The organism is Bacillus sp. m3-13, assembly GCF_000175075.1.
Classification (GTDB): domain Bacteria; phylum Bacillota; class Bacilli; order Bacillales; family Bacillaceae_I; genus Sutcliffiella_A; species Sutcliffiella_A horikoshii_C.
Genome location: NZ_ACPC01000009.1, coordinates 157,501 through 180,723, shown reverse-complemented (window position 1 = coordinate 180,723; position 23,223 = coordinate 157,501). Strand labels below are relative to the sequence as shown.

Below are 23,223 nucleotides of genomic sequence, written 5' to 3'. Positions count from 1 at the left end.
GCGAATTGAACTGCAGGTTGGTACTGATACAGGTTTTGGGTGGCATTTATAGTTGAATAATGGTCGGTGATGCCTGTTCAGTTCCAAATGTCCGAAGATTTTTAGGTTTTGACCGAAGATTTCGAAAAGTTGACCGAAGAATTTCAATAGTTGACCGAAGTTTTGCTGAAATTGACCGAACCTAAAATTCAATTGTCCAAACACCCCCTAAAAGTTGACCAACCCTCAAATATTATGTCCAAACCCTCCCCAATTCCAAATCGTTTATTTGACCGAAGAAATAAGAAAAATGTCCGAACCATTTTTTTGTAAAAAAGAGACAATATTATGATAATACAGCATTTTTCAACTAGCCGCTGTTCCTTTCCGCAAATGACTTCGCTTTCCGCGGGACGGTGCTTGAGCCTCCTAACAACGCTTCAGGGGTCTCAATCTACCTTTACTCCCCCGCTGGAGTCTACGCCATTTGCTCCAATCCACAGCTGGAAATTGCGTAAATGTAACGTTAATGCTTGATTCAGTTAACTCGGTTATGTGCTGTTTCATAACCCCTTTGATGAATGAGGTCACCTTGTTGATTGTAGTAGAAGGCGCGCAGACGCCCGCGGGAGGAAGGGACAGGTGAGACCCCACAGGCGCAGCCGAGTAGGCTCACGGGCCGCCCGCAGGCAAGCGACAGGTGAGACCCCACAGGCGCAGCCGAGTAGGCTCACGGGCCGCCCGCAGGCAAGCGAAGCGCCTGGAACGGAAATCGACTGTATTGTATATTCTCCTAAAACAAAAAGGACTCCGCAATGGAGTCCTTTTCTATTTGGCTAGCATTATTTTGTAACGTTAGCAGCTTGAGGTCCACGAGCACCTTCAACGATTTCGAAAGAAACTTCTTGACCTTCTTCTAAAGTTTTGAAACCTTCGCCTTGGATTGCGGAGAAGTGTACGAATACGTCGTCTTGACCTTCAACTTCGATGAATCCGAAACCTTTTTCTGCATTGAACCATTTTACTTTACCTTGTAACATGTTTGTTCCTCCTTGTGGTTAACCCACGTAAATATTACTATTCTTGCTCTTTCAAACATTTCAAGACGAAACCATGTTTCTGACTTTCCATATTTCCCGAACAAAAATAATAGTTTAATAATAACAGGTGCCTAGTAATTTTTCAAGGTTTTAACCAAACAATTCATACAATTACATTTAATTATTTTAATAATCTGATATTGACCGCAACAAAGATTTTTCAAAAAACTTATTGACAATTTTCCCAGCGTCTTGTTATTATTTTCATCAAGCAATAATTTTCACACAATTTCATACATTCACAATTTAATGATTGTGATCTCTTATCAAGAGCAGGTGGAGGGATTTGGCCCGATGAAACCCAGCAACCGACCGTAATACTGTTGTGAGACAGGGCGTGACACTTTTGTGGACGCCGAACAAATTTGTTCATAAGGCACGGTGCTAATTCCAGCAGAAGTTATTTCTGGCAGATAAGAGGGGAGAAGTCTACTCTTCAAGCCTCTTTCTTATGGAAAGGGGCTTTTATTTTTGAATAATCGCCCCGCTTATCATAAATATTTTGACACGGGGGTAATAAATATGACAATTACAGCAACTACAGAATATGAGCCGTTAACAGAATCGACCGCAATTACACTAGCGCAAGATCTTGAATTCTTCAAAGAAGGTGCACTCTTGCATTGCCGTGAAATCGGTGATGGAAATTTAAACCTTGTCTTTCACATTAGGGACGAAAATAACACAGGTATTATTATTAAACAGGCATTGCCTTATGCAAAGGTTGTCGGTGAAAGCTGGCCGTTGACCTTGCACAGGGCAACAATAGAAGGAAATTATTTGAAAAACGCAGCCACTTTGGTACCTAATCTTATTCCGAAAGTTTATTATACAAACGAGGCATTAGCGATTACGATCATGGAAGACCTCTCCCATTTGGAAATCGTCCGAAATGGTTTTCTAGAGGGCAAGAACTTTCCGCTTCTTTCTAAGCATATTGGGGAATATTTAGCGAAAACACTTTTTTACACTTCTGATTTTGGATTGAATCAACAGGACAAGAAAAAACTCCAACAGGCTTTTACAAATCCAGAGCTTTGTAAGATAACAGAAGATCTAGTATTTACAGATCCTTTTTATGAAAGTGAAACGAATGTTTACGAGCCTGAGCTGCTTGGTTCGGTTGAGGAAATTTGGAATGATGCAGAATTAAAGCTTGAAGTAGCAAAGTTGAAATACACATTTTTGACAAACGGAGAAGCACTTCTTCATGGAGACCTACACACCGGAAGCATCTTTGCTAGTGAAATAGATACGAAAGTAATAGACCCTGAATTTGCATTTTTCGGACCAATTGGCTTTGATGTTGGACAGTTCTTTGCCAATATCCTCTTACAAGCAATCACACGAGACGACAGTCAAAGGGCTAGCATCATTTCCCACTTGTATCAAGTCTGGGAAGGATTCACTTTTACTTTCTCTGATTTATGGAAGACGGAAAGCGTAGAACACTTCACTCAAACACCAGGATATTTAGATTTTTTCCTGAAAAAAGTCTTTACAGATGCAATTGGCTTTGCCGGATGTGAGGTCATTCGCCGAACCATTGGTTTAGCGCATGTAGCTGACCTTGATACGATCCAACCTTATAAGCGAAAAATTTCCGTAAAACAACAAGCTTTGTTATTAGGGCAAACACTCATTAAAAATGCAGCAAACATCCGTAACATTCATGATGTAGAATCACTTCTTAAGAATGAAATAAAAGGGAATGAATAATTTATGTCAATTACTACTAATCTACCGCTCTCTGTAGAATGGAAAGATTCTTATATTCAATTATTAGATCAACAGAAATTGCCTCAAGAAACGGTATTCATCGATTTGCATACCATTCATGATGTCTTTGATGCCATTGTCACCCTTAAAGTAAGAGGTGCGCCTGCAATTGGCATCACTTCAGCATACGGGCTTGTACTCGCTGCTAATTCCTATAATACTGCTAGTTTAGCTGAGTTTCAAAGTCTGTTGAGAAAGGACCGGGACTACTTGGCAACTTCTCGCCCTACAGCCGTCAACCTTTTTTGGGCAATCGACCGTCTTATCCAAGTGTCTTTGCAAGCTTCTTCCATAAACGAAGCAAAAACAAATCTGGTCCATGAAGCGATTCAAATCCAGCTAGAGGATGAAGCAACATGCAGACTTATCGGAGAGCATGCACTTTCCTTGTTCCAAAAAAATGATAAACTGCTGACCATCTGTAATGCAGGTTCTATTGCAACGGCTCGTTATGGCACAGCATTAGCTCCATTTCATTTGGCAAAAGAAAAGAATTTCCCTTTAAGTGTTTTTGCCTGTGAAACAAGACCCGTTCTGCAAGGCTCCCGACTAACTGCCTGGGAGCTCCAGCAATCCGGTGTAGATGTAACGTTAATTACGGATAACATGGCAGCCCACACCATTAAGACCAAGGAGATTTCGGCTGTCATCGTCGGAGCTGACAGAATCACCGCAAACGGGGACACTGCAAATAAAATTGGCACCTATGGACTTGCCATCTTAGCTAAAGCTTTTGACATTCCGTTTTATGTAGCTGCCCCTTTATCCACTTTCGATTTATCGAAGCAAACTGGGGAGGAAATCGAGATTGAGGAAAGAAGCCCAGAAGAAGTTACCCACCTCGGAGGGAAACAAATAGCACCTGATGGAATTTCCGTGTTCAACCCGGCATTTGACGTAACGCCAAATGAACTGATTACCGCCATCATTACCGAAAAAGGCATTATCAGAGGCGACTACACAAAAGCTATCCCTGCACTTTTTAAAGTTTAATAGATAATATTTAATTTCATTAAAATTACACTTACTGTTGATTTCTGTTCCAGGCGCTTCGCTTTCCATGGGCGGTCCGGAAGCCTCCTTGGCTAATGCCCTGCGGGGTCTTCCCTGTCCCTTCCTCCCATAGGACAAGGAAGACTTCGACAGCAATTCATCGCACGAAGAAAATGCGTTAGCATTTTCGAGGAGTCTTCGCCCCTTCCACAGAAATCAACAAGGTGGCCTTATTTCACCAAATAATTTAGCTGTGGATTGAAGCAAATGGCGTAGACTCCTACGGGGGAGTAGCTACATTGTTGAGACCCCGCAGGCTTGCCGAGGAGGCTCAAGGTCGCCCCGCGGAAAGCGCAGCCATTTGCGGAAAGTAACAGCGGCGATTAACCAACTAAAGTTTAATAGTTTTAAATGACCCCTTGTTCTTATTTCGCCCACATTTCTGTTGGGTTTAGTTCGTATATTCCTGCTTCTCTGTACATGTAATGGTTAATAATGAATTCCCTGCGTATCGTCGCATAGTCTTCATGGAATTGTTTAATATGTTCATTGATTTCCTTTTCACTGTATTTCTTCCCCATCTCCAAGTCTTTGAGGATATGTTCAAAGATAATCAATTTTTTCTTCCTTTGCGCAGGAATGGTTTTTAATTTTCCATCTTTAGCAAGGAAATTTTGCAAGATTTGTTCTCTCTCTTTTTGCTCTTCCATCGTCCTCTCCCCTTTTCCGCTTCTTTCTAACACGATAAAAAGACCTTCACTATGTTGTCTTAATGCCTTTTGATTTAAGTAATAGAAGACAGTGTTTTTTTCCCTTCTTTCATACACGGCACTTATTTCTTTTAGCTTAGCAATATGATGGGAAATCGTCGGTGGTTTTACCCCTAATCTTTCTGCTAATTCTTGTCCACTTAGCGGTTCTTCGGTTGATAACAAGACCAGCAATTTGATTCTGGTTGTATCGCCCATGACTTTATAATAGTTGACGAGTTTATCCAGTTGCAGGATAATCCACTCCTTCACCTTAGATTAGATAATCATCTAATTAGATAGTAATCTAATTAGATGGTGAAATCAACCTTTTTTCTTATCTTTCTTTAAGATGGATCCTTTTTCTTCCGCACTGATAACGTTTAGTTTGGTTAATACTTCTGTATAAAAGATGATTTTATTATTTTTCCCCATTTTGGGCATCTCCAGTTTTGCCCTTGAGCAACTTTTTTAGTTTTAGTAAATTATATGAAGAAAATGAAAAAGTGATACATGCTTACAACTTTTTGAGCAAAAAAAAGTACGACAGCATAAACACTATCGCACAAAGCTTCAACATTCTATTCTTTTCTGCTCTATACTAAAATGCCTTCTAATTTTAACAATTCTTCTTTCATCCCAATTTTATCTCCAGCATAACCTACTAGTTCTTTATTCTTCCCAATGACCCGATGGCAAGGTATCACAATAGGCAGCGGATTTCTTCGGTTCGCTTGTCCGATCGCCCTGACTGCCAACGGTCGGTTAATTTCTTTGGCAATGTCTTGGTAACATTTCACTTCTCCATATTGGATGTTGCTCAATGCCTTCCAAACTTCCTTTTGAAAAGTTGTTCCTTCCATTTGAATTGGTAATTCAAATTCAGAGCGCTTACCTGCAAAATATTCTTGAAGTTGGGATATAGCCGATTCACATAATGGATCGTTAGGTGTGTAATTGTATAAATTACCTTCCTGATCCTTTTGAAGGAATTCATTATCAAATTCAATTTTAACTAAATAATCTTCATGACAAATAACATATATAGTACCTATTGGAGTTGGGGTGCTGCTGTATTGATACATATCTAGATACCCTCTTTCTTCTGTCCGAATTTAACGGACGGTAGGTGACCCGATCGGCAATTTTATATGGAAGGTAGTACCTTTGCCAAGCTTACTGCTGACTTCTATGGTCCCATTGTGTTCTTCTACAATTTTATAGCTTACCATAAGCCCAAGCCCTGTTCCACGTTCCTTTGTCGTATAGAAAGGTTCTCCAAGCTTTTTCAGCTTATCTTCTGGAATTCCAGTTCCTTCATCCCTAATGGAAATCAGTACCTGCTCTCCTTCTATTTTTTCAAGGGCAACTGATACAGTTCCTCCCTTAGGCATAACTTCAATGGCATTTTTCAGTATATTAATAAATACTTGTTTTAGTTGATTTGGTTCACAATAAATGTCCGGTAACCCTTCTTCAATGGATGTAATAAATTGAACGTTCTCTAACGATGCTTGGGCACTTAACAGATCCAATGTTTCCTTCATGATGACTGTCGCATTTTTTCTCTGATATGAAATAGCCTGTGGCTTTGCCAATACGAGGAATTCGGTAATAATGGATTCAATTCTCTTTAGTTCAGAGGTGATGACATCAAAATACATGGCATATTGGTCTTCTCCCATGCTATTTTGTAAGAGTTGTATAAATCCTTTTAACGCTGTCATCGGGTTCCTTATTTCATGGGCAATTCCCGCGGCCAACTCTCCAACGACGGTCAGGGTATCTGACTTCCTAAGTTGATTTTCCATTTCCCTTTTTTCCGTTATATTACGGAAAATTGTCATATGCAATCCTTCAATGACGTTTTTCTTGGCAGAGTATTCAATGATTTTAGCCCCACGTTCCCCTTCCAAGCAAACCTCTCCACTTAACTCTTCGCTTTCAGGACACTCTTCCCACTGTGACTGAATTACTTTCAACTGATCATGTTGAATATACCAATGAAGGGAATTGTTCATTAATTCTTCTTTTGATAGACCCAAAATTTTGCTGGCATTGGGGTTTGCATCTATAATATTACATTTGTTATCCCATAAAAGTATGCCATCCATGGCATTATTGAAAATCTTTCTAAATTTCTGTTCGCTTTCCCTCAAGTCTTTCTCCATTTTTCTTCGTTCACTGACGTTTCTAAATATTATCATGTTAAAACCATCGATTATTCCTTTATTCGCGGTGAACTCTAATAGCTTCTTCTGTCCGTTTGGCATATGAAACTCAAGTTCTTCTCTTATTTCACCTCTTGCCCCAAACTGTTTTACAATGGAAAAGACCTTTTTATCATTTTTAGGAACAAATTCATGAAGCTTCGCGCGTACCAAATCATCAAGAGGTAATTCGAAAGCTCTACTTGCCGCAGGATTTGCCCGTTTTATTTTGGCCGTTATTATCTACCAATACAATCGCGTCTAATGCGTGTTGAAACATTTCCCTGAATCGCTCTTCGCTTTTTTTCAGCTGCAGCTCCATATTCCTTTTTTCCGTTTACATCTCTCATTATTGCTAAATAGTAATCATCATAAATATTCGCAGTAATGGTGACCTCAAAGGTCTTACGCTCACCTGTATGGAGAACTACCGGCAATTCTCCCCTAACCCGACCATGGTTATCTAAAAGATGCCATATTTTTGTCATCTTATATTGAAATCCGTCTTCCACAAAATCATCTAGCTTTGATTGTAATAGGTCTATTTTGGGCATGGCGAAATTGGAACAGAACGCAGGGTTTACATCGATAAACAAGCCATCTCTGTCAAACACCACAATTCCATCCACTGCTCTATTTATAACATCATGATACATTTGTTTGCTTTTGCTAGATTCTCTTTCTAATTGTTTTTTAGTGGTAATGTCACGAATGATGCATATATCTAATCCACTTTCATCCGGGTTGCGGACAGCAGAATATTCCACGAATTTAATTGACCCGTTATCTAAACGGACAATTAATTCATTTTTCAGCTCTCCTAATTCATTTAACTGTGCTTCCTGATACTCTACTTCCTCTTTAGGCATTAACTCTAGGAAATCATGTAACTTGCGTTGTAACAATTCCTCTTTTGGTAATTCGAAAAGTTCACACGCCTTCTGGTTCACTTGAAAAAATTCGACATTTTCATTGAATAAGATTATGGCATCATTGGCATGTTCAAATGTAAGTTGCAGAAACCTGTTTTCTTTTTTCCAGCTTTTGAAGCTTGGCAGTTAGCGTTTCTATTTCTGCCTCCAACTTCCTGGTTTCTTCCTTCACCATGTGTTGGATCATGACCTTCCCCCACTTATCATATATTTAGATTCTTTTCTCAAAGATTATTGTTTATCGACAACGGCCAAGTAACCAGTAATAAATTTTTTATCAACCACTCTGTAATCTTCTACATCCCCCACCTGAATTCCTTTGTTCTACATTTAAAACAATAAAAAAGTCATTTCAGAAATCATTTTGTAATAATTCCAGATTTCCTGTTGATAATGGTAAAGAGGAAAGATTTACTAGCCCTAGAAAAAAGGCATGAAATCGTTACTCACTATATTTAATTGTGATAAACTATATTAGTTATAGAATTTTTCACTAGGAGTTTGATGGATTTATAATGAAAATAATTGCTACAACATTAAACGCGAAATATATTCATACCAATCTTGCTATTCGCTATTTGAAAGCTTATGCAGAGCCGGAATTTAAAATCGACTTAGTAGAATATACGATTAAAGACCCTGTCATGAATATAGTATCTGACCTCATCCAAAAGAAACCGGATGTTATAGGATTCAGTTGCTATATTTGGAACATAGAAGAAACGATCAAGGTCATGAGCATGTTGAAGAAAATCAACCCGGAACTTATCCTCGTCCTTGGTGGTCCTGAGGTGACCTATGATGTGAGTGAATGGCTTGACCGTTTAACGGACGTTGATTTCATCGTACTCGGCGAAGGAGAAATCACTTTCAAGCAATTGCTTCAAGAGCTACAAGGTAAACAAAACTTCGAGTCCATCAGCGGACTTGCATACAGGGATGGAGAGAACAAAAAAATCTCCCCTCAACGAAACAAAGTGGATTTAAAGGAACTTCCTTCACCATATCGATTTGACGAAGACCTCACTCAACTTGGCAAAAGGGTGACATACTTCGAGACAAGCAGGGGCTGTCCTTTCAGCTGTCAGTTCTGCCTATCATCCATTGAAGTAGGAGTTCGTTATTTTGATCGTGAAAAAGTAAAAGAAGATATTCGCTTCCTGATGAACAATGGAGCTAAGACCATTAAATTCGTGGACCGCACCTTTAATATCAGTCGAAGCTATGCTGTGGAAATGTTCCGCTTCTTAATTGATGAGCATCTTCCGGGCACCGTTTTCCAATTTGAAATTACCGCGGACATCATGAGGCCTGAAGTTATCGAATTTTTGAACCAGGAAGCTCCTGCAGGACTGTTCCGTTTTGAAATCGGCGTGCAGTCGACCAACGACTCCACAAATGAACTTGTGATGCGTAAACAGAACTTCGCCAAATTATCGCGCACTGTCACAATGGTAAAAGAAGGCGGAAAGATTGATCAACATTTAGATTTGATTGCCGGATTGCCGGAAGAAGATTATCACTCATTCAAGAAAACCTTTAATGATGTATTTGCCCTTCGTCCTGAAGAGCTGCAACTTGGCTTCTTGAAAATGTTACGCGGGACAGGATTAAGGATTCGCTCGAACGATCATGCTTACATTTATATGGATCATGCTCCATATGAAATTCTCGGAAATAATATTTTAAGCTTTGATGACATCATCCGAATCAAGCAAGTGGAAGACGTTCTTGAAAAGTTCTGGAACGATCATCGAATGGACGCCACGGTTGAGCACCTGGTTACCCATGTGTTTGAAACACCTTTCGACTTCTTCCAAGATTTCGGCGCATATTGGGATAAACAAGGTTGGGCAAGAATCGGGCATCAACTTGAAGACCTTTACAAGCGCCTGTATTCCTTTTTACATGAAGAAAAACCGCAAGCAATGTCTGTAATGGAAAGCATGATGAAATACGATTACCTGCGTCATCAGAAATTTAAGCCTCGTAAACCTTGGTGGCAGGATCGTATTGAAAAAGAAGATAGAACCTATATTTACAAGCAAGTAATTGAAAACCCTGCGGTATTGGGTGACCAATTTTCTGCGCATAACTTAAACGAAAAAGAACTATATAAACATACGATCATTGAAAGCCTTCAATTCGATCTCGCACATTACCTTAATAATGGTGAAATCATGGAAGAGGAAAGCTATGTATTAGTCTATTTCAACCAAAACTTAAACAAAAGCAGAAATTTACCCTATAAATTCTAAAGCGAAAAAAACTGCTAGCTGAGTTCAGCTAGCAGTTTTTCTTATTATTCTTATTTTTATTAGATTCTATAGCATTTTCAAAGGCTTTCGCTGCATTTGGATCCCCAAATTCAGGACCAAATTCCTCGTTTAAACTGTCTTGAGAAATGGCATGCTCGGAACTATGTGCCTGCTTTTGCTTTTTCTTTTTTGCATCCATCTAAAATGCCTCCTTATTTACCTTGTCTGCCATGTTTAGAATTACGGTTTGCTCCACGTATCATATCTTCTTTTTGATATTCAGCAGAGAATTCCGTATCAGGTAAGCTTTCCTTTGGAGTTTTATTATTGTTTTTTGCTGCATCATGAGCAACTTTTCTCTTTGCCAATGCCATCACCCCCGTGTACTTAGATTGCCCCTTTGTTATTTTCCGCATTCGTATCTCATTCAAAACTACCCGGTAACTTTACTTCGTACATAGTTATTTATTTTAATGAAATGCTAAACCTAAATATACCCCGGAGGTGATAGGAATGTCAGAAAAAGATAAGTCCGTGGAAGTCCCATATATGGAAGAAACAATGCCGCATCAAATCAACTCCCCATCCTTCAAAGGCTCTAATATGAAAATGGAACCGCCATTTATAAATGAACATGGAGTAGTCATTGGGGACAGCAAATATAATTCAGAAGATTCGCCTTTAAATAACTGGAGCGATGACATTGACCCTGCCATCATGGCTGGTGACCAATGGGTACATCCAACCAATGATATTGGATGGAACTCTGCTGAAAATCGCGAGCTCGTCGAAAAATCCAAAAAACCCCAAGGCTTCCCGTTTACCCACCCAGATAAAGATGTTAGTTATGACAGAGACTAGTTATAAAAAAACGAGGCCACCTAGTTGATTGGAGTGGAAGGCGCGCAGACGCCCGCGGGATGAAGGGGCAGGTGAGACCCCGGAAGAGGCGAAGCCTGAGGAAGCTCACGGACCGCCCGCAGGCAAGCGAAGCGCCTGGAACGGAAATCAACTGTATTCGATACCCTCCCTTCTTTCAAAAAAAGAGACCCATTCAGGTCTCTTTTTCCAGGTTATCCAATAATGACTCGTTCCACTGGATAGTGGTACTTCGGTGGCTTTTGTTTACTTTCAAGGATAAACAGAAATGTCAACAGTCCCACTCGTCCGATGAACATCAAGCAGATAATGATAAGCTTCCCTATTGAAGATAAATCAGGTGTAATTCCCATAGAAAGCCCTGTAGTTCCAAAAGCAGAACATACTTCAAACAAGATTTGTATCAAAGCAAATTCTTCTGTGACGCTCAGTACAATCACTGCAGAGGAGCAAATGAGTATAGCAAGAAGAAGTACAACCAGCGATTTAATAATATCTTCTTCATGTATTTCTCTTCCAAATATTTTAATGTTTTTATGCCCCCGTGCAAAATGGAATAAGAACAAAATATTCAAGGCGAATGTCGTCGTTCTGATACCACCACCAACAGAACTTGGGGAGGCACCGATGAACATGAGACCACACATTACCAGAAGAGTAGAAATGCCAAATTCACTTACATCCATTGTAGCAAGCCCGCCACTTCTTGTCGTAACAGACTGGAATAACGCATAAAACAAAGATTCGTGCCAACTCATATCCTTAAAGTAAGCGTTAGACTCCAATATTATAATAGCTAGTGCACCTAACGTGATCAAACATACAAACGTGATACTTGTAATTTTGGTAAATAAAGAAAAACGAAATCTTCCATTTTTATGCAAAATAAATTCTTTCACTTCTACTAAGACTGGAAAGCCGATCGCACCAGCTGTAATCAAGAGCATTACGATGAATTGTACGAAATAATCATTAGCAAAAGGGATGAGTGATTGACCGGTTATATCGAATCCGCCATTGGTAGTCGCACTGACGGAGGCAAAGAATCCATGAAAGAATGCTTCCTGCCACGTATCATAATAGGACAGAAAATATGCACCTAAAATCAATGCACCCAACAATTCAATAGTGAGAATTAGAACAAGAATTTGCTTAATAAGCTTTACAATACCTGAGAGGTTGGATTGATTCTGATCAATCATCATCAATCTTCTCTCTTTAAGGCCAATTTTACGCCCTAAGATAAGCCAGATAAAGGTTCCTACCGCCATTACTCCTACTCCACCAAATTGCAGGACAAACGCCAATATAAATACGCCGGGCACTGTGAATGTTTCGGCTGTATTTAGGACAGTCAAACCGGTAACACTTACGGCGCTGACCGCCGTAAAAAGTGCATTGATAAAGCTCCAGTCCACACCCTCATACCTTGCTACAGGCAGACTAAGGAGACTTACGGCAATTACTACAGCAATAAAATAAAAGCTGACAATGAGCTGTGCAGGGGACAAACTATGTACTTTCTTGCTAAGAAAACTTTTGAATTTAATCATAAATACCCTTTCACTTACAAATAAAATGTTTTACTTCTTATTGGAGAACGAACAATATTAATCCCCACTTATATTACAGTATTTGTCTAATACTTTCCAGTATTGATTAGAAAGAATATCTCATACTAACTTTACAGCTTCCAAATGAAAAGCTGAACACAAAAAGGAGTGATAAGAATGGCACGTAGCAATAAATTACTCGTACCTGGAATTGAGCAGGCTCTTGACCAAATCAAATACGAAATTGCACAAGAATTTGGTGTGTCCCTTGGTTCTGACACTGCTGCACGCTCCAATGGTTCTGTTGGTGGAGAAATCACTAAACGCCTAGTAGCACAAGCACAATCACAGATGAATTAATAGGAATGGATAGAACCCAGAGTAAAATACTCTGGGTTCCTCTTATGTAGGCTCTGGATGTATATTATTCTGTCAATAAAAGTTATCTGTTGTTTCCTCTTTTATCATCATGATTCTTTTTCCCTTTGTTAGAATCACCATGTTCATGTTTACCATTTGGCTTGGCATGAGAAGGAGGGCCCTTCTTTTCTTTGTCCGATCTATTATTTCCGTTGTCTTTCCCCTTTTTTCCCCTGTTGTCTTGTTTCCAATCCGCCCGGCTTTCTTCTCTCTGCTGTTTCTTATCTTCTCGGTTTTCTTTTCGCTCTATTTTCCATTCTTTCTTTTCTTGCTTCCAATCCTCTTGGCGTTCTTTTTTATCTATTTTTTGCTGCTCCTGCCATTCCTTAGACTCAATTTTTTCCGCTTCTTTCTCGCTCTTCTTTATTTCTACAAAGCTTGGCGGACCACTTTTCTCTTCTTTTGCATTGGTGTGCTTTATTTCAAGTGGCTTTTGGTTTAAAGGCATAGTGGGTGCAGGCTCTGTCTTGGAAGTATCTTCACTGTCAACCAATTCCGTTTCTTGTTCTTTCTGAATGTATTTCCCAGGGGAAATCCCTTGTTTTAAAGCATCCGAACGCTCTTCTATGGTTGTTTCCAAAGTGGTGATACTGACCTTATCTTGTTGGACTTTTTCCGAGATAGACGTAATTTTATTCTGCATCAACGTTTTCCATCCAGAATTTGTTTCGTTAGCTAATACCGAAGCTATCAGCACTTCACTGTTTTCAGTAAGAAATCCTTTTTGACGGAAAATATCAAATATTTTTGACGACACGCTTGTGATATCCTGATTCTCCCAATTTTTCAATTGCTTGAGGATATCCTCGCCTTCTTTATTGTAAGCATCCATGGAGATAACCTTCATATCTTTGTTTATGCCCAGTTCAATACTTGGATTGACGTCAACGGAGACATACGCATACACTTGGTTACTTGCATATCTAGGATACAGAGTCAAAGCCAAAATTATTGCAGTCATTACACTGATTATGGCCCACTTTCCGCCTAAAGCCGAAGCCCATTTCCCTTTTTTGGCGGTCTCTGCCCTATGCAAAGGAAAAAAAACGATTTCCTCCCCTAAAGCTACTTACCCCTTTTGTTTTCTCGATTTCAAAAACTCACCCTCAGGGGTCAGAATGGTGACATGTTCATCATGAACTTCGAGCACAATCCCTTTTTTCACTCGTAATCGCCCCTTTTAAATAATCTTTCAAATATATATAATCCCCCGATAATATAATGGAAACGGCAATAATGTATTTCCGGTTGCGTTCTATTGTTTTTCTACTCACTTCCACCAAGCCTTCTAACTGCTTCATTGGCAGCATTTTTCTTTTCGAACAGATGGTTCTTCAGGTCTTTGGTTTTGTACGAGAGTATGTGCAACCTCTATAGCGTTCTGTCTTGCATCCGAATGCTTAGGTGAGCATTCCAAAAGATCTGCAAAGCTAAAGGCCAAACTCATTTAATACCGTTTGATAGTAATTGATCTCTTCTCTTCGGTGCTCTTGATCGATCTGTTTATTGAATTCTTCCACAGATAATGTTGCTTCTATTTTGTTAGAAGAATAATCGTCTTGGTCGACTTCCTGTTCAGACATCGTAACGGTAGAGTTTTTACTCTCTTTTCTTATATAGTCGATAACCCTGCGTTTAATGATCAGATCTGCAAAAGGAAATCAAGGAGCTGCCTTTGTCTTTGGAATTATTTTTCAATCGCTTCATTAAAAGGCAATCAACCCGATACTGAATTCGTCATCCGTTTCACTTATATACCTTTTACACACGGATGACACTGCTTTAGCGATAAAAGGTTTATATTTATTAATCAGATTGTTTTGTAGTTGAATATTGCCAGCTTGGATTTCCAGCACTTCATCTTCAAGAGTCTTTGTGCGTCGTTTGCCGAAATTTAAAAAGTAGGCTCAGCACCGGCTTCACCTCTCCTCCTGCTTATCTTTTAACAAATTATATAAATAAATGATTGCATAAGCATGTATTAAGAAGGAGGCTTTTTCTATAGAAAAAGTCACCTGTCTATATATAAAGGTGTACTTTTATCTATAAAATGTCAATGTAAAAACCTGTTAAGACTGTTCTGATTGTAAAAATAAGTTAATATAAGCAACATTATTCCATTGCCCGAAAATTCAGAGGTTTTTTTCTTTCAAAAAAAAGTTGTGTAAAATGTCTATTTTGTCGTTTTTATAGCTTTATTTCATGTCCTCCTTTATTGGCTTGGTCAATAATCATCGACTAGTCACTTAAATGTTACGTGAATGTTTCAATCTTTTCGGGGGAGAGACAAAAAATAATTTTAGAATACTTCGAAATACCTACAATTTATTCTCGATTAGTTCTTTCGTTTCGGTATGATTACATATAAAAAGAACCAGGCAAAACCGCTTGGTCCTTTTTGAATTTGGTTAAACGTCGCTGTTCCTTTCCGCAAATGGCTTCGCTTTCCGCGGGACGGTGCTTGAGCCTCCTCGGCAAGCCTGCGGGGTCTCAAGCTACCGTTACTCCCCCGCTGGAGTCTCCGCCTTTTGCTCCAATCCACAGCTGGAAGTTAGGTAGACGATACGTTAATACTTACTCAGTTAACTCGGTTAGATCCCTTTTTTATAAATCCTCTGTGAATGAAGCCACCTTGTTGATTGGAGTGGAAGGCGCGCAGACGCCCGCGGGAGGAAGGGACAGGCGAGACCCCTGTAGCGTTGTGAGGAGGCTCACGGACCGCCCGCAGGCAAGCAAAGCGCCTGGAACGGAAATCAACCGCATTTTATACTCTCTTTCAATTACGGTGGTTTACGATATATGGATGTGCTTCATCTGATCGTATTTATGCTCGTTATAGTACTTTACCATCATATCGGCTGTTGTATGAAATGTGGGGCAGTTTATATCCGCGTCATCAAGGATTCTTCTTGCTTCAATGCAATCAAAGCTGCCTTTCCATGTAAAATAGTCCAGAGCCTCCCGTTCTACTTTCAGCCACTTTCTAGCTGTTGGTACACGAAGAAATGTTTTTGCCAATGAAAGAGGAATAGATCCAGTTGGCGCCTTTTTAAGGAATTTTTCCATTAGAACTGTATATGCTTCCCTTATTGGAATAGGCTCAGGATTGGTTAAGTGTAGTGTCTTTCCTAGCGCTCGATCCGAATGGGTCAGATAGCATGTGCTTTTTACAATATAATCGATCGGAACAACATTAAATTCTGCCTCACCTTTACCCAAATGTGGGATTAAGGGCAAAAAACGAAGAGAATGGAGAAAGTTCAACATTAGATAAGGACCATCAAATTTGGTTGTTTCCCCTGTAAGACTATGCCCCTTTACAATTCCAGGCCGAATAATGGTGATTGGTAAAAGTTCTTTTTCCTTATCCACTATTATTTCCGCCAAATATTTCGTTTCTTCATAATGATTTTTGAAAGAAGCCTGATGTATCAATTCCGTTTCCAGCAGCTTTCCTTCCCTCTTTCCAGCCACATAAGCCGTACTGAAATAGATAAACCTCTTTAGATTCGGCAACATCTTTAACCACTCCACCACTTGCTTTGTTCCGCTGACATTTACTTGATAGGCAATTTCCTTTTTTACCGCTAAATCATAAATCGCAGCAAGATGATAGACATAGTTCGTATTTTTTTGTACACGGTCTTGATCTTCCCTACTCATGTTTAAATTGGGTTGAGTGATATCCCCTTCAATAAGATGAAACGATGTTTGTGGGAATTGTTGTTGATAAGTTTGGATGATGGGCGCGGAAACACTTTTTTGAGTTGGAAGTACTAATAAAAATACATTTTTCACGTTTTTTGTTAACAACAATTCACGCACAAGCTCTTGGCAAATGAACCCTGGAAATCCAGTAAAGAAATATCCATTCATAGTTAAACACCCCTTCCAATATTTATCATACTTATCCTTTACAATAAGGATAAACTACATCTGAGCACCTGAAAAGTGCTTTTGTCAAAATATTAAGATAACTTAGGTGATATAGCATGCACACAATGTGGAAAGGTTCCATCAGCTTCGGGTTGGTCAATATCCCGATAAAAATGTATTCTGCAACAGAAGACAAAGACATTAAGCTAAGAACATTGCATAAGGAATGCCACAGCCCCATTAAATACGAGAAAGTCTGTCCAAACTGTGAAAAAGAAGTGGAACAAGACGACTTAGTAAAAGGCTATGAGTATGTGAAAGGTAAATATGTCATTTTATCTGATGAAGAACTGAAACAGTTGAAAGAAGAACATGAAGACAAAAGTGTAAAAATCATTGATTTTGTAAAGCTAGAAGATATCGACCCCATCTACTTTAACCGCTCGTACTTTTTAGGACCTGGGGAGAATGGGAGTAAGGCCTATTCTTTGTTACGCGAGGCATTAGAGGATTCCAAAAAGATTGGTGTGGCTGAAATCACAATTCGTTCCAAACAGCAACTTGCCATCGTCCGTGTTTATAAGGATTGCCTTGTGATGGAAACGGTGCATTATCCCGACGAGGTCCGTAATGTTGGGGATGTTCCTAGCGTTCCAGAAAGAAAAGAAGTGGATAAAAAAGAGCTGGATACAGCTATTACCTTAATTGATCAATTGACTACTGAATTTGACCCTGAAAAATACCATGATGATTACAGGGAAGCCGTTCTCAGACTGGTCCAAGAAAAAATTAATAAAGAGGAAGGAACCACCACTCCAACTGATTCAGATAAATCGAATGTTGTGGATTTAATGAGCGCATTACAAGCAAGTATTGAGCGAACAAAAGACCAGAGTGGGAAAAGCGTTAAGAAAAAGACAGAGACAAAGGCAGACGCTACTGAAAAGAATACATCCAGTACCAAGCCAAAAAAGCGGACAACAAGAAAAAAGAAAGCATCTAGCTGATTGGTTAGATGTTTTCTTTTGACTAAGACTTGACTAAGACTTATTAGGAAAGGAGTTAATATGGATGATTAAACCGATGCTTCCCACCCTCCATCGAAATCCACCGCAGGGGAATGATTGGGTATATGAAGTCAAATATGATGGATTTCGATGCATTGCATCCTTGGACATCAACCACATTTCTCTCCAAAGCAGAGGCGGAACGGAACTTTCCTCCACATTCCCTGAAATCGTCCGTTTCTTAAGAGGATTAACCCTTAACGATGCTTGGAAACAAATGCTTCCGATAACATTAGACTGTGAACTTGTTGTTTTATCTTCCTCGCTAAAAGGAAATTTTCAATTAATACAAAAACGGGGAAGAACGAAAACGAAGGAAAAAATCAACGCGCTTTCTAAAGAGCACCCTGCTACACTTTTAGCCTTTGATTTGCTGGAAGTAAGAGGAGAAGCATTAATATCAGCAAAATTTTCCGATCGAAAAAAGAGACTCTTACAGCTTTTTGAACAAATTGGTTTACCCCTTTCTCCTGTTGAAAAAAGCAGTTCAAGACTTCAGTATGTTCCTTTTCACACCAAATCTGAGGAGTTATGGGCGCAAATCAAACTGCAGCATGGCGAAGGGTTAATTGCTAAAAAAATCTACAGTACATATAGCAAAGGCAAACGCTCAACAGACTGGATTAAAGTAAAAAACTATAAAACCGTAACATGTTTCATCACTGCTTACCAAAAGGATAATGGTTATTTCCATATTGGTGTATTCAAAGGGGAATCAGTGGTGGACATTGGACTATTTTCACATGGTCTTACGTCTGAAGAGAGAGCTGCATTGATAGGAGTCATTAAGCAAAACAGGGACAAAGAGGACGGAAAATTTGTTTATGTAAAGCCAGGGATCTGCGTTGAGATATTTTATCTTGAAGTATATCAGAGTCAGCTCAGACATCCTGAGTTTAAGCGGTTCCGCTTTGATTTAGATGTAAAAGAATGTACCGAAGAGAACTTATCGAAACCGCCTATCCCTGCTTCTGTTTCCATCACCAACCCAGACAAACCGCTTTGGGAAGAACCATTGGTGACAAAACAGGCTTTTATCGATTTTCTGTCTCATTGCTCTCCTTACATGCTTCCATTCTTAAAAGACCGAGCTATCACAGCCATTCGTTTTCCCCATGGTATGGCTGGAGAAAGTTTTTATCAGAAGAATTGTCCTGATTATGCCCCTTCATTTGTGGAGACTCATGTTGATCAAGATATTAACTTTATTTTATGCAACAATATGGAAACCTTAATTTGGCTCGGCAATCAGCTTGCATTAGAATTTCATATACCTTTTCAAACTGTTCTTACAACTGAGCCAAGTGAAATTGTCTTTGATCTTGACCCTCCATCAAAAGAGCACTTTTCCATCGCAATAACAGGAGCATTGATGATGAAGGGAATTTTTGATCAACTTGGACTTCACTCTTTTATTAAAACGTCAGGAAGAAAAGGGCTTCAAGTATACATCCCTTTACCTGAAGGTCAATTCACCTATCAAGAAACAAGGCAATTCACTGAGTTCATTGCGCATTTCTTAGTGTCTAAAGAGCCTGCCCTCTTTACCGTGGAACGTTTAAAAAAACATAGAGGAAATAGAGTGTATGTGGATTATGTGCAGCACGCGGAAGGCAAAACAATTATCGCTCCTTATTCATTAAGAGGAAATGATGTGCCAACAGTCGCAACACCATTGTTTTGGAAGGAAGTGAAAGAAGATTTAAGGCCAGAAGAATTTACACTTTTCTCTGTACAGGAGAGGTTAAAAAGGCTTGGCGATCCTTTTTCTGAATACACAACAAGTAAAACAACCCAACCATTTGAAAACGTGCTCTCCTCTTTAAAAGGGTTGCACAAAGCTAATGAACACTGACAAAGTATACAAGATGTATAACAGTAGGAAATAATGGCAAGGATGGACACTAAAAAAGGAAAAGGTGATTGTTGTGCAAGCCTTTGCCGTTGTCCATCCCATCATTGAATTAGAGGACAGTATCATTATAGAATTTCTAGATGAAACCGAACCTGAAGACAGCCGCAGATACCGATTGTTTTTAGGCAAACAAACATTGCATGTTTCTAAACTGATTGTTTTCCGTCCAACACTTGAGTCCTGGCAGGATATCACATCCATGCTTTCTCCATTTTACTTGGCTTCATTAAGAACTAAACTAATGGAACAGACCGCAGATTATCTTGATAAACGGGATGCAATTTCATAAATAGAGGTTACAAAATATACAGAATGAACAGTAAACTGGTGACTCCAACAAATACAGAAGCGATAAAGCCCGCTAGAAAAGGTTTCATTCCTAAACTGCGAATACTCTTCCACCTAACCTGAAGACCAACGCCGGCCATAACCATGACAATCAGGAATTTCGCGATAGATCCCATATATCCGCTCATTGCTTCAGAGATAATACCGGTTGAATACATTCCGCTCATGAATAAAAAGCCTAGGATAAAAACCGGAAAGGCTCCTTTCAAACTTTGCGCACTGTCATTTCTGCGAACCATAATAAAAGAAATGGCAAGTACTAGAGGAAGGATAAACAGGGTACGAACAAGCTTTACTGTTGTCGCAACTTCCCCTACCTCATCTCCAAGCAAGTACCCTACCGCTACAACAGAAGAGGTATCATGAATCGATGTACCTGCCCAAATCCCCATTTGCGTAACGGATAACTGTAACCACTGACCAAGAACAGGATAAAGGAACGTTGCCAAAATATTGAAGAAAAAGATGGTAGAAATGGCATAGGCAACGATTGCTTCCTTTGCTTGCACTACACCTTTCACCACCGAAATAGCTGTTGCGCCACAAATACTAGTCCCTACACCAATTAATAAGGATAATATTTTATCTATTTTCATCAGTTTCCCTACTAATAATGTGACTGCTATCCCTCCGGTTACTACTAAAAGGATTACGAGGATGGATTGAGCGCCAATATCAAGGATACTGCCAAAACTTAAGGTTGCCCCTAAAAAGATAATCGCTACCTTAAGCCATTTTTTCACGACCATCGCTATTCCTATATTATACTTTTCATTTAGTTCGAAAGTGTTTCGGATAATGATTCCGATTAGTAAGGCGAATAGTACTGCACCGATAGACGGGAAAAATCCGCCTAGTAGTTTTGCTGCTATTGTAATAATCAGGATAAGTAATATTCCCGGAATGAATTTATAGATGTTTGTTTTATTCATAATTTAACCCCTAACAATGGTAAATGCACACTTGTCCTATTTTAAAGAATAAAAAAAAGCCTGTCGAGAACTTTCGACAAGCCAAGTAATTTATAAGACACCGCTGTTGATTTACGCAAAACTGCTTCGCTTTCCGCGGGGCGACCTTGAGCCTCCTCGTTTCACTGCGGGGTCTCAACATTGTCGCTACTCCCCCGCCGGAGTCTTCGCATTTTGCTCCAATCAACAGCTAGAAACCTTATTATTATGCTTCTAACCGGTGGAAGTGCTTGCGGAGGCCTTCTCCCAATACATTGAACGTGAGAACAGTGAAGGCAAGGGCGAGTGCTGGAAAAAACGGAATCCAGAACGCACGCAACAAATCCCCTCTCGCCTGACCAAGCATCGTCGCCCAGTTCAAACTTGTATTCTCAATAATTCCTGAGCCATAATTCAATTGCACAAACTGCTGCGTAATAAAAATACTAAAAATACCAAGCTGTCCAATCAGCAGTGCAATCCTGCCCATATCAAGGAAAAACTGAACTACCAAGTCAGGCAAAGCATTAGGTAAATAATACGTGGTGAAAAGCGTGAGCGGAGAGACGCCGACAGTAATACCCGCTTCCACATAAGGTGTCTTTTTGATCATATGGAAATGACTTTGTAAGATGGTCCCGACCCTCCCCACTTCAATCGCTGCCAAAATGGCGATTGCCCAGAAAAAGCGGTGTTCATGAAAAAAGATGATAGGTAAGCTCAAAAGGATAATGGCAGAAAATATGACCGGCAACGCAGAAAAAATTTGATTCCATCCTTGGAGGATCCAATGGAATGGGCCCTTTTTATTTACCGACAAGACCGCCAATAGGATGGCGATTGCGTAGCGTAATGCTGCAACGGCCAAAATTAACCCTAGAGTTTCTCTCGCTCCGACCACTATGATGCTTAATAGATCTCTTCCCTCTTTATCCGAACCTAAAAGAAAATCACGTGAAGGCTCATATGGTGCCGTTAATACTCCAGAATCCGTGAAAATTATGCGCTTTGATTCTAGCACATTATCTATAAAAGGAAGGTAAGGTCCTATTAATGTTATTAAGACCAATATAATGAAAAAGCTGCTTCCTAAAATTAACGTCCAATTACGTTTCATTGCTTCACTTCACCTACCTTGGTTCAAGTTTCTTCATAATTAGAATGGAAAGGACTTGCGCGGCAAATACAATAACCATAAAGCTTAAACCGAAGCCGATAATAAGCCCAGATTCATTCACATAACGCATACTCCCCGATAAAGAGCTTTTGACATCAAGTGCTTGAAACATTCTATAGGCCGCACCCCTGTAATCCAAAAACCATTCCACGATTAGAAGATTGGACAATAAGTAGAGCATAACCGCGGGAAGATTGGACATGATCGGATAGAGACTATTTTTAAGCATGTGCTTCCATAACACTTTTTCTTTGGATAAACCTTTGGAGCGGGCTACTTGAATATATGGTTTCCCTTTTTCGTTACCAAGCGTAGCTGATGTGATTCTTGCAACATAAAGCATAGGGTACAATGCAACCAACACCCCTGCTATCAAAAAAACTAAACCAATGGGAATGGCCAAATAATTTAATAAAAGGCAAATGAAAAATAATCACCCACTGCAAGCAGAGGATTAAAAAGAAATCGGGTATAGATTGGATGAGCCAGGTTAACCCTTTTCCAAAAACATTCCACCACTTATTACGATCATAAAAGTCGAAAATCCCTTTTAGAATTCCAAAAATAATGGTAATAGCACATGCGGCAACTATTACTTTTAGACTTCTACCTAAATGTGGCCATAGTTCCTCTTCAGCCGGTTTATTATACCTTGTCATCCCTAAAGTGTTATTCTCTTTAACATCCTTAAGGAATATAGAAATATTGTGATGATAGACAGCCCAGGAAAATTCATACCCGTATTCCAATGTTTGAGCCCTTCCTTGCACATCAATATCAGGCTGTCTAGGGAATAAGACTGCCAAAATTAGTAAAACTGCAATAAATAAAAAGAACAGAGATGACTTTGTTATGCTCCAAACTACCCCCATGTTTTTCTCCTCCAGTAAGCCAACGAAATCCGAAACACTTTCAATATAGTAAAATACTACCACTATTCACCTTGTAATTCTATAAGAATATTAATTATTCTGATCATTCCCGCACTTAGGCTAGTCGTTGAAATCTGCCATACTTCGTAGTAATATAGTGATTTAT

General features: G+C 39.5%; 21 protein-coding genes, 2 pseudogenes and 1 riboswitch. Of the genes and pseudogenes, 8 read left to right on the top strand and 15 right to left on the bottom strand.

Annotation, left to right across the window (positions count from 1 at the left end; all coding sequences use genetic code 11):
- Positions 1-821: 821 nt before the first annotated feature.
- Positions 822-1,019: a cold-shock protein CspD gene (gene cspD, locus M313_RS0103100; RefSeq protein ID WP_010192350.1), complete on the bottom strand. Its 198-nt coding sequence runs from the start codon at positions 1,017-1,019 to the stop codon at positions 822-824.
- Positions 1,020-1,339: 320 nt separating this feature from the next.
- Positions 1,340-1,499: riboswitch (SAM riboswitch) on the top strand.
- A 102-nt stretch (positions 1,500-1,601) separates the two neighbouring features.
- Between cspD and mtnK the strand changes: the two genes are divergently transcribed.
- Both mtnK and mtnA read left to right on the top strand, forming a co-directional pair.
- On the top strand, positions 1,602-2,798 hold the full coding sequence (mtnK, locus tag M313_RS0103095) for an S-methyl-5-thioribose kinase (protein ID WP_010192348.1): 1,197 nt from the start codon (positions 1,602-1,604) through the stop codon (positions 2,796-2,798).
- A 3-nt stretch (positions 2,799-2,801) separates the two neighbouring features.
- Positions 2,802-3,851, top strand: a complete 1,050-nt coding sequence (mtnA, locus tag M313_RS0103090; protein ID WP_010192347.1) for an S-methyl-5-thioribose-1-phosphate isomerase — start codon at positions 2,802-2,804, stop codon at positions 3,849-3,851.
- Positions 3,852-4,276: 425 nt separating this feature from the next.
- On the opposite strand, the gene M313_RS0103085 is transcribed toward mtnA, so the two are convergent.
- The 3 genes and pseudogenes from M313_RS0103085 to M313_RS26920 form a co-directional block, all read right to left on the bottom strand.
- On the bottom strand, positions 4,277-4,873 hold the full coding sequence (locus M313_RS0103085) for a DUF2087 domain-containing protein (RefSeq protein ID WP_010192346.1): 597 nt from the start codon (positions 4,871-4,873) through the stop codon (positions 4,277-4,279).
- Between the two features lie 323 nt (positions 4,874-5,196).
- Positions 5,197-5,685 carry a methylated-DNA--[protein]-cysteine S-methyltransferase gene (locus tag M313_RS0103075; protein ID WP_010192344.1) on the bottom strand — a complete coding sequence of 163 codons (489 nt, stop codon included), beginning with the start codon at positions 5,683-5,685 and terminating at the stop codon, positions 5,197-5,199.
- A gap of 30 nt (positions 5,686-5,715) precedes the next feature.
- Positions 5,716-7,868: pseudogene (locus M313_RS26920) on the bottom strand (PAS domain-containing sensor histidine kinase).
- A gap of 389 nt (positions 7,869-8,257) precedes the next feature.
- On the opposite strand from M313_RS26920, the gene M313_RS0103065 reads away from it, so the two are divergent.
- The gene (locus M313_RS0103065; protein ID WP_010192339.1) at positions 8,258-10,000 is read left to right on the top strand and encodes a B12-binding domain-containing radical SAM protein; all 1,743 of its coding nucleotides are present in this window, start codon (positions 8,258-8,260) and stop codon (positions 9,998-10,000) included.
- Between the two features lie 28 nt (positions 10,001-10,028).
- Here M313_RS0103065 and ykzE read toward each other — a convergent pair whose 3' ends face one another.
- Positions 10,029-10,199, bottom strand: coding sequence for a protein YkzE (ykzE, locus tag M313_RS25715; protein WP_010192338.1), 171 nt, complete (start codon positions 10,197-10,199; stop codon positions 10,029-10,031).
- A gap of 13 nt (positions 10,200-10,212) precedes the next feature.
- Positions 10,213-10,374 carry a protein YkzP gene (ykzP, locus tag M313_RS25535; protein ID WP_087942030.1) on the bottom strand — a complete coding sequence of 54 codons (162 nt, stop codon included), beginning with the start codon at positions 10,372-10,374 and terminating at the stop codon, positions 10,213-10,215.
- A gap of 139 nt (positions 10,375-10,513) precedes the next feature.
- Here ykzP and M313_RS0103050 point away from each other — a divergent pair, with 139 nt between their 5' ends.
- On the top strand, positions 10,514-10,861 hold the full coding sequence (locus tag M313_RS0103050) for a DUF3905 domain-containing protein (protein ID WP_010192330.1): 348 nt from the start codon (positions 10,514-10,516) through the stop codon (positions 10,859-10,861).
- 212 nt (positions 10,862-11,073) lie between these two features.
- Here the strand turns inward: M313_RS0103050 and M313_RS0103040 are convergent, their stop codons facing one another.
- The gene (locus tag M313_RS0103040) at positions 11,074-12,432 is read right to left on the bottom strand and encodes a TrkH family potassium uptake protein (protein WP_010192326.1); all 1,359 of its coding nucleotides are present in this window, start codon (positions 12,430-12,432) and stop codon (positions 11,074-11,076) included.
- A gap of 177 nt (positions 12,433-12,609) precedes the next feature.
- Here M313_RS0103040 and M313_RS0103035 point away from each other — a divergent pair, with 177 nt between their 5' ends.
- Entirely contained in the window at positions 12,610-12,792 is a 183-nt protein-coding gene (locus tag M313_RS0103035) for an alpha/beta-type small acid-soluble spore protein (RefSeq protein ID WP_010192324.1), read from the top strand.
- Positions 12,793-12,874: 82 nt separating this feature from the next.
- On the opposite strand, the gene M313_RS0103030 is transcribed toward M313_RS0103035, so the two are convergent.
- The 4 genes and pseudogenes from M313_RS0103030 to M313_RS0103015 all read right to left on the bottom strand — a co-directional run bounded on the left by M313_RS0103030 (position 12,875) and on the right by M313_RS0103015 (position 16,728).
- Positions 12,875-13,813: an anti-sigma-I factor RsgI family protein gene (locus tag M313_RS0103030; protein ID WP_157182403.1), complete on the bottom strand. Its 939-nt coding sequence runs from the start codon at positions 13,811-13,813 to the stop codon at positions 12,875-12,877.
- 108 nt (positions 13,814-13,921) lie between these two features.
- Positions 13,922-14,002 carry an anti-sigma factor domain-containing protein gene (locus M313_RS26915; RefSeq protein WP_442778096.1) on the bottom strand — a complete coding sequence of 27 codons (81 nt, stop codon included), beginning with the start codon at positions 14,000-14,002 and terminating at the stop codon, positions 13,922-13,924.
- A pseudogene (gene sigI / locus M313_RS22515) lies at positions 13,986-14,775 on the bottom strand (RNA polymerase sigma factor SigI). The gene M313_RS26915 and the pseudogene sigI overlap by 17 nt, the downstream one beginning before the upstream one ends.
- Before the next feature lie 867 nt (positions 14,776-15,642).
- Positions 15,643-16,728 (bottom strand): SDR family oxidoreductase, encoded by a 1,086-nt coding sequence (locus M313_RS0103015; RefSeq protein WP_010192314.1) that lies wholly within the window; start codon positions 16,726-16,728, stop codon positions 15,643-15,645.
- Between the two features lie 116 nt (positions 16,729-16,844).
- On the opposite strand from M313_RS0103015, the gene ku reads away from it, so the two are divergent.
- From ku to M313_RS0103000, 3 genes are all read left to right on the top strand, one after another.
- Positions 16,845-17,735: a non-homologous end joining protein Ku gene (gene ku / locus M313_RS0103010; protein ID WP_010192313.1), complete on the top strand. Its 891-nt coding sequence runs from the start codon at positions 16,845-16,847 to the stop codon at positions 17,733-17,735.
- Between the two features lie 64 nt (positions 17,736-17,799).
- On the top strand, positions 17,800-19,650 hold the full coding sequence (locus M313_RS0103005; RefSeq protein WP_010192311.1) for a DNA ligase D: 1,851 nt from the start codon (positions 17,800-17,802) through the stop codon (positions 19,648-19,650).
- A gap of 64 nt (positions 19,651-19,714) precedes the next feature.
- Complete coding sequence (locus M313_RS0103000; RefSeq protein ID WP_010192310.1) at positions 19,715-19,999, top strand: hypothetical protein; 285 nt, start codon at positions 19,715-19,717, stop codon at positions 19,997-19,999.
- Between the two features lie 7 nt (positions 20,000-20,006).
- Here the strand turns inward: M313_RS0103000 and M313_RS0102995 are convergent, their stop codons facing one another.
- The 4 genes from M313_RS0102995 to M313_RS25705 form a co-directional block, all read right to left on the bottom strand.
- Positions 20,007-20,990 (bottom strand): YeiH family protein, encoded by a 984-nt coding sequence (locus tag M313_RS0102995; protein WP_010192308.1) that lies wholly within the window; start codon positions 20,988-20,990, stop codon positions 20,007-20,009.
- A gap of 244 nt (positions 20,991-21,234) precedes the next feature.
- Entirely contained in the window at positions 21,235-22,125 is an 891-nt protein-coding gene (locus M313_RS0102990) for an ABC transporter permease (RefSeq protein WP_010192306.1), read from the bottom strand.
- Positions 22,126-22,138: 13 nt separating this feature from the next.
- On the bottom strand, positions 22,139-22,528 hold the full coding sequence (locus M313_RS22510; RefSeq protein ID WP_010192305.1) for an ABC transporter permease subunit: 390 nt from the start codon (positions 22,526-22,528) through the stop codon (positions 22,139-22,141).
- Positions 22,488-23,057: an ABC transporter permease family protein gene (locus tag M313_RS25705; protein ID WP_010192304.1), complete on the bottom strand. Its 570-nt coding sequence runs from the start codon at positions 23,055-23,057 to the stop codon at positions 22,488-22,490. Before M313_RS25705 ends, M313_RS22510 begins: the two co-directional genes overlap by 41 nt.
- Positions 23,058-23,223: the final 166 nt, after the last annotated feature.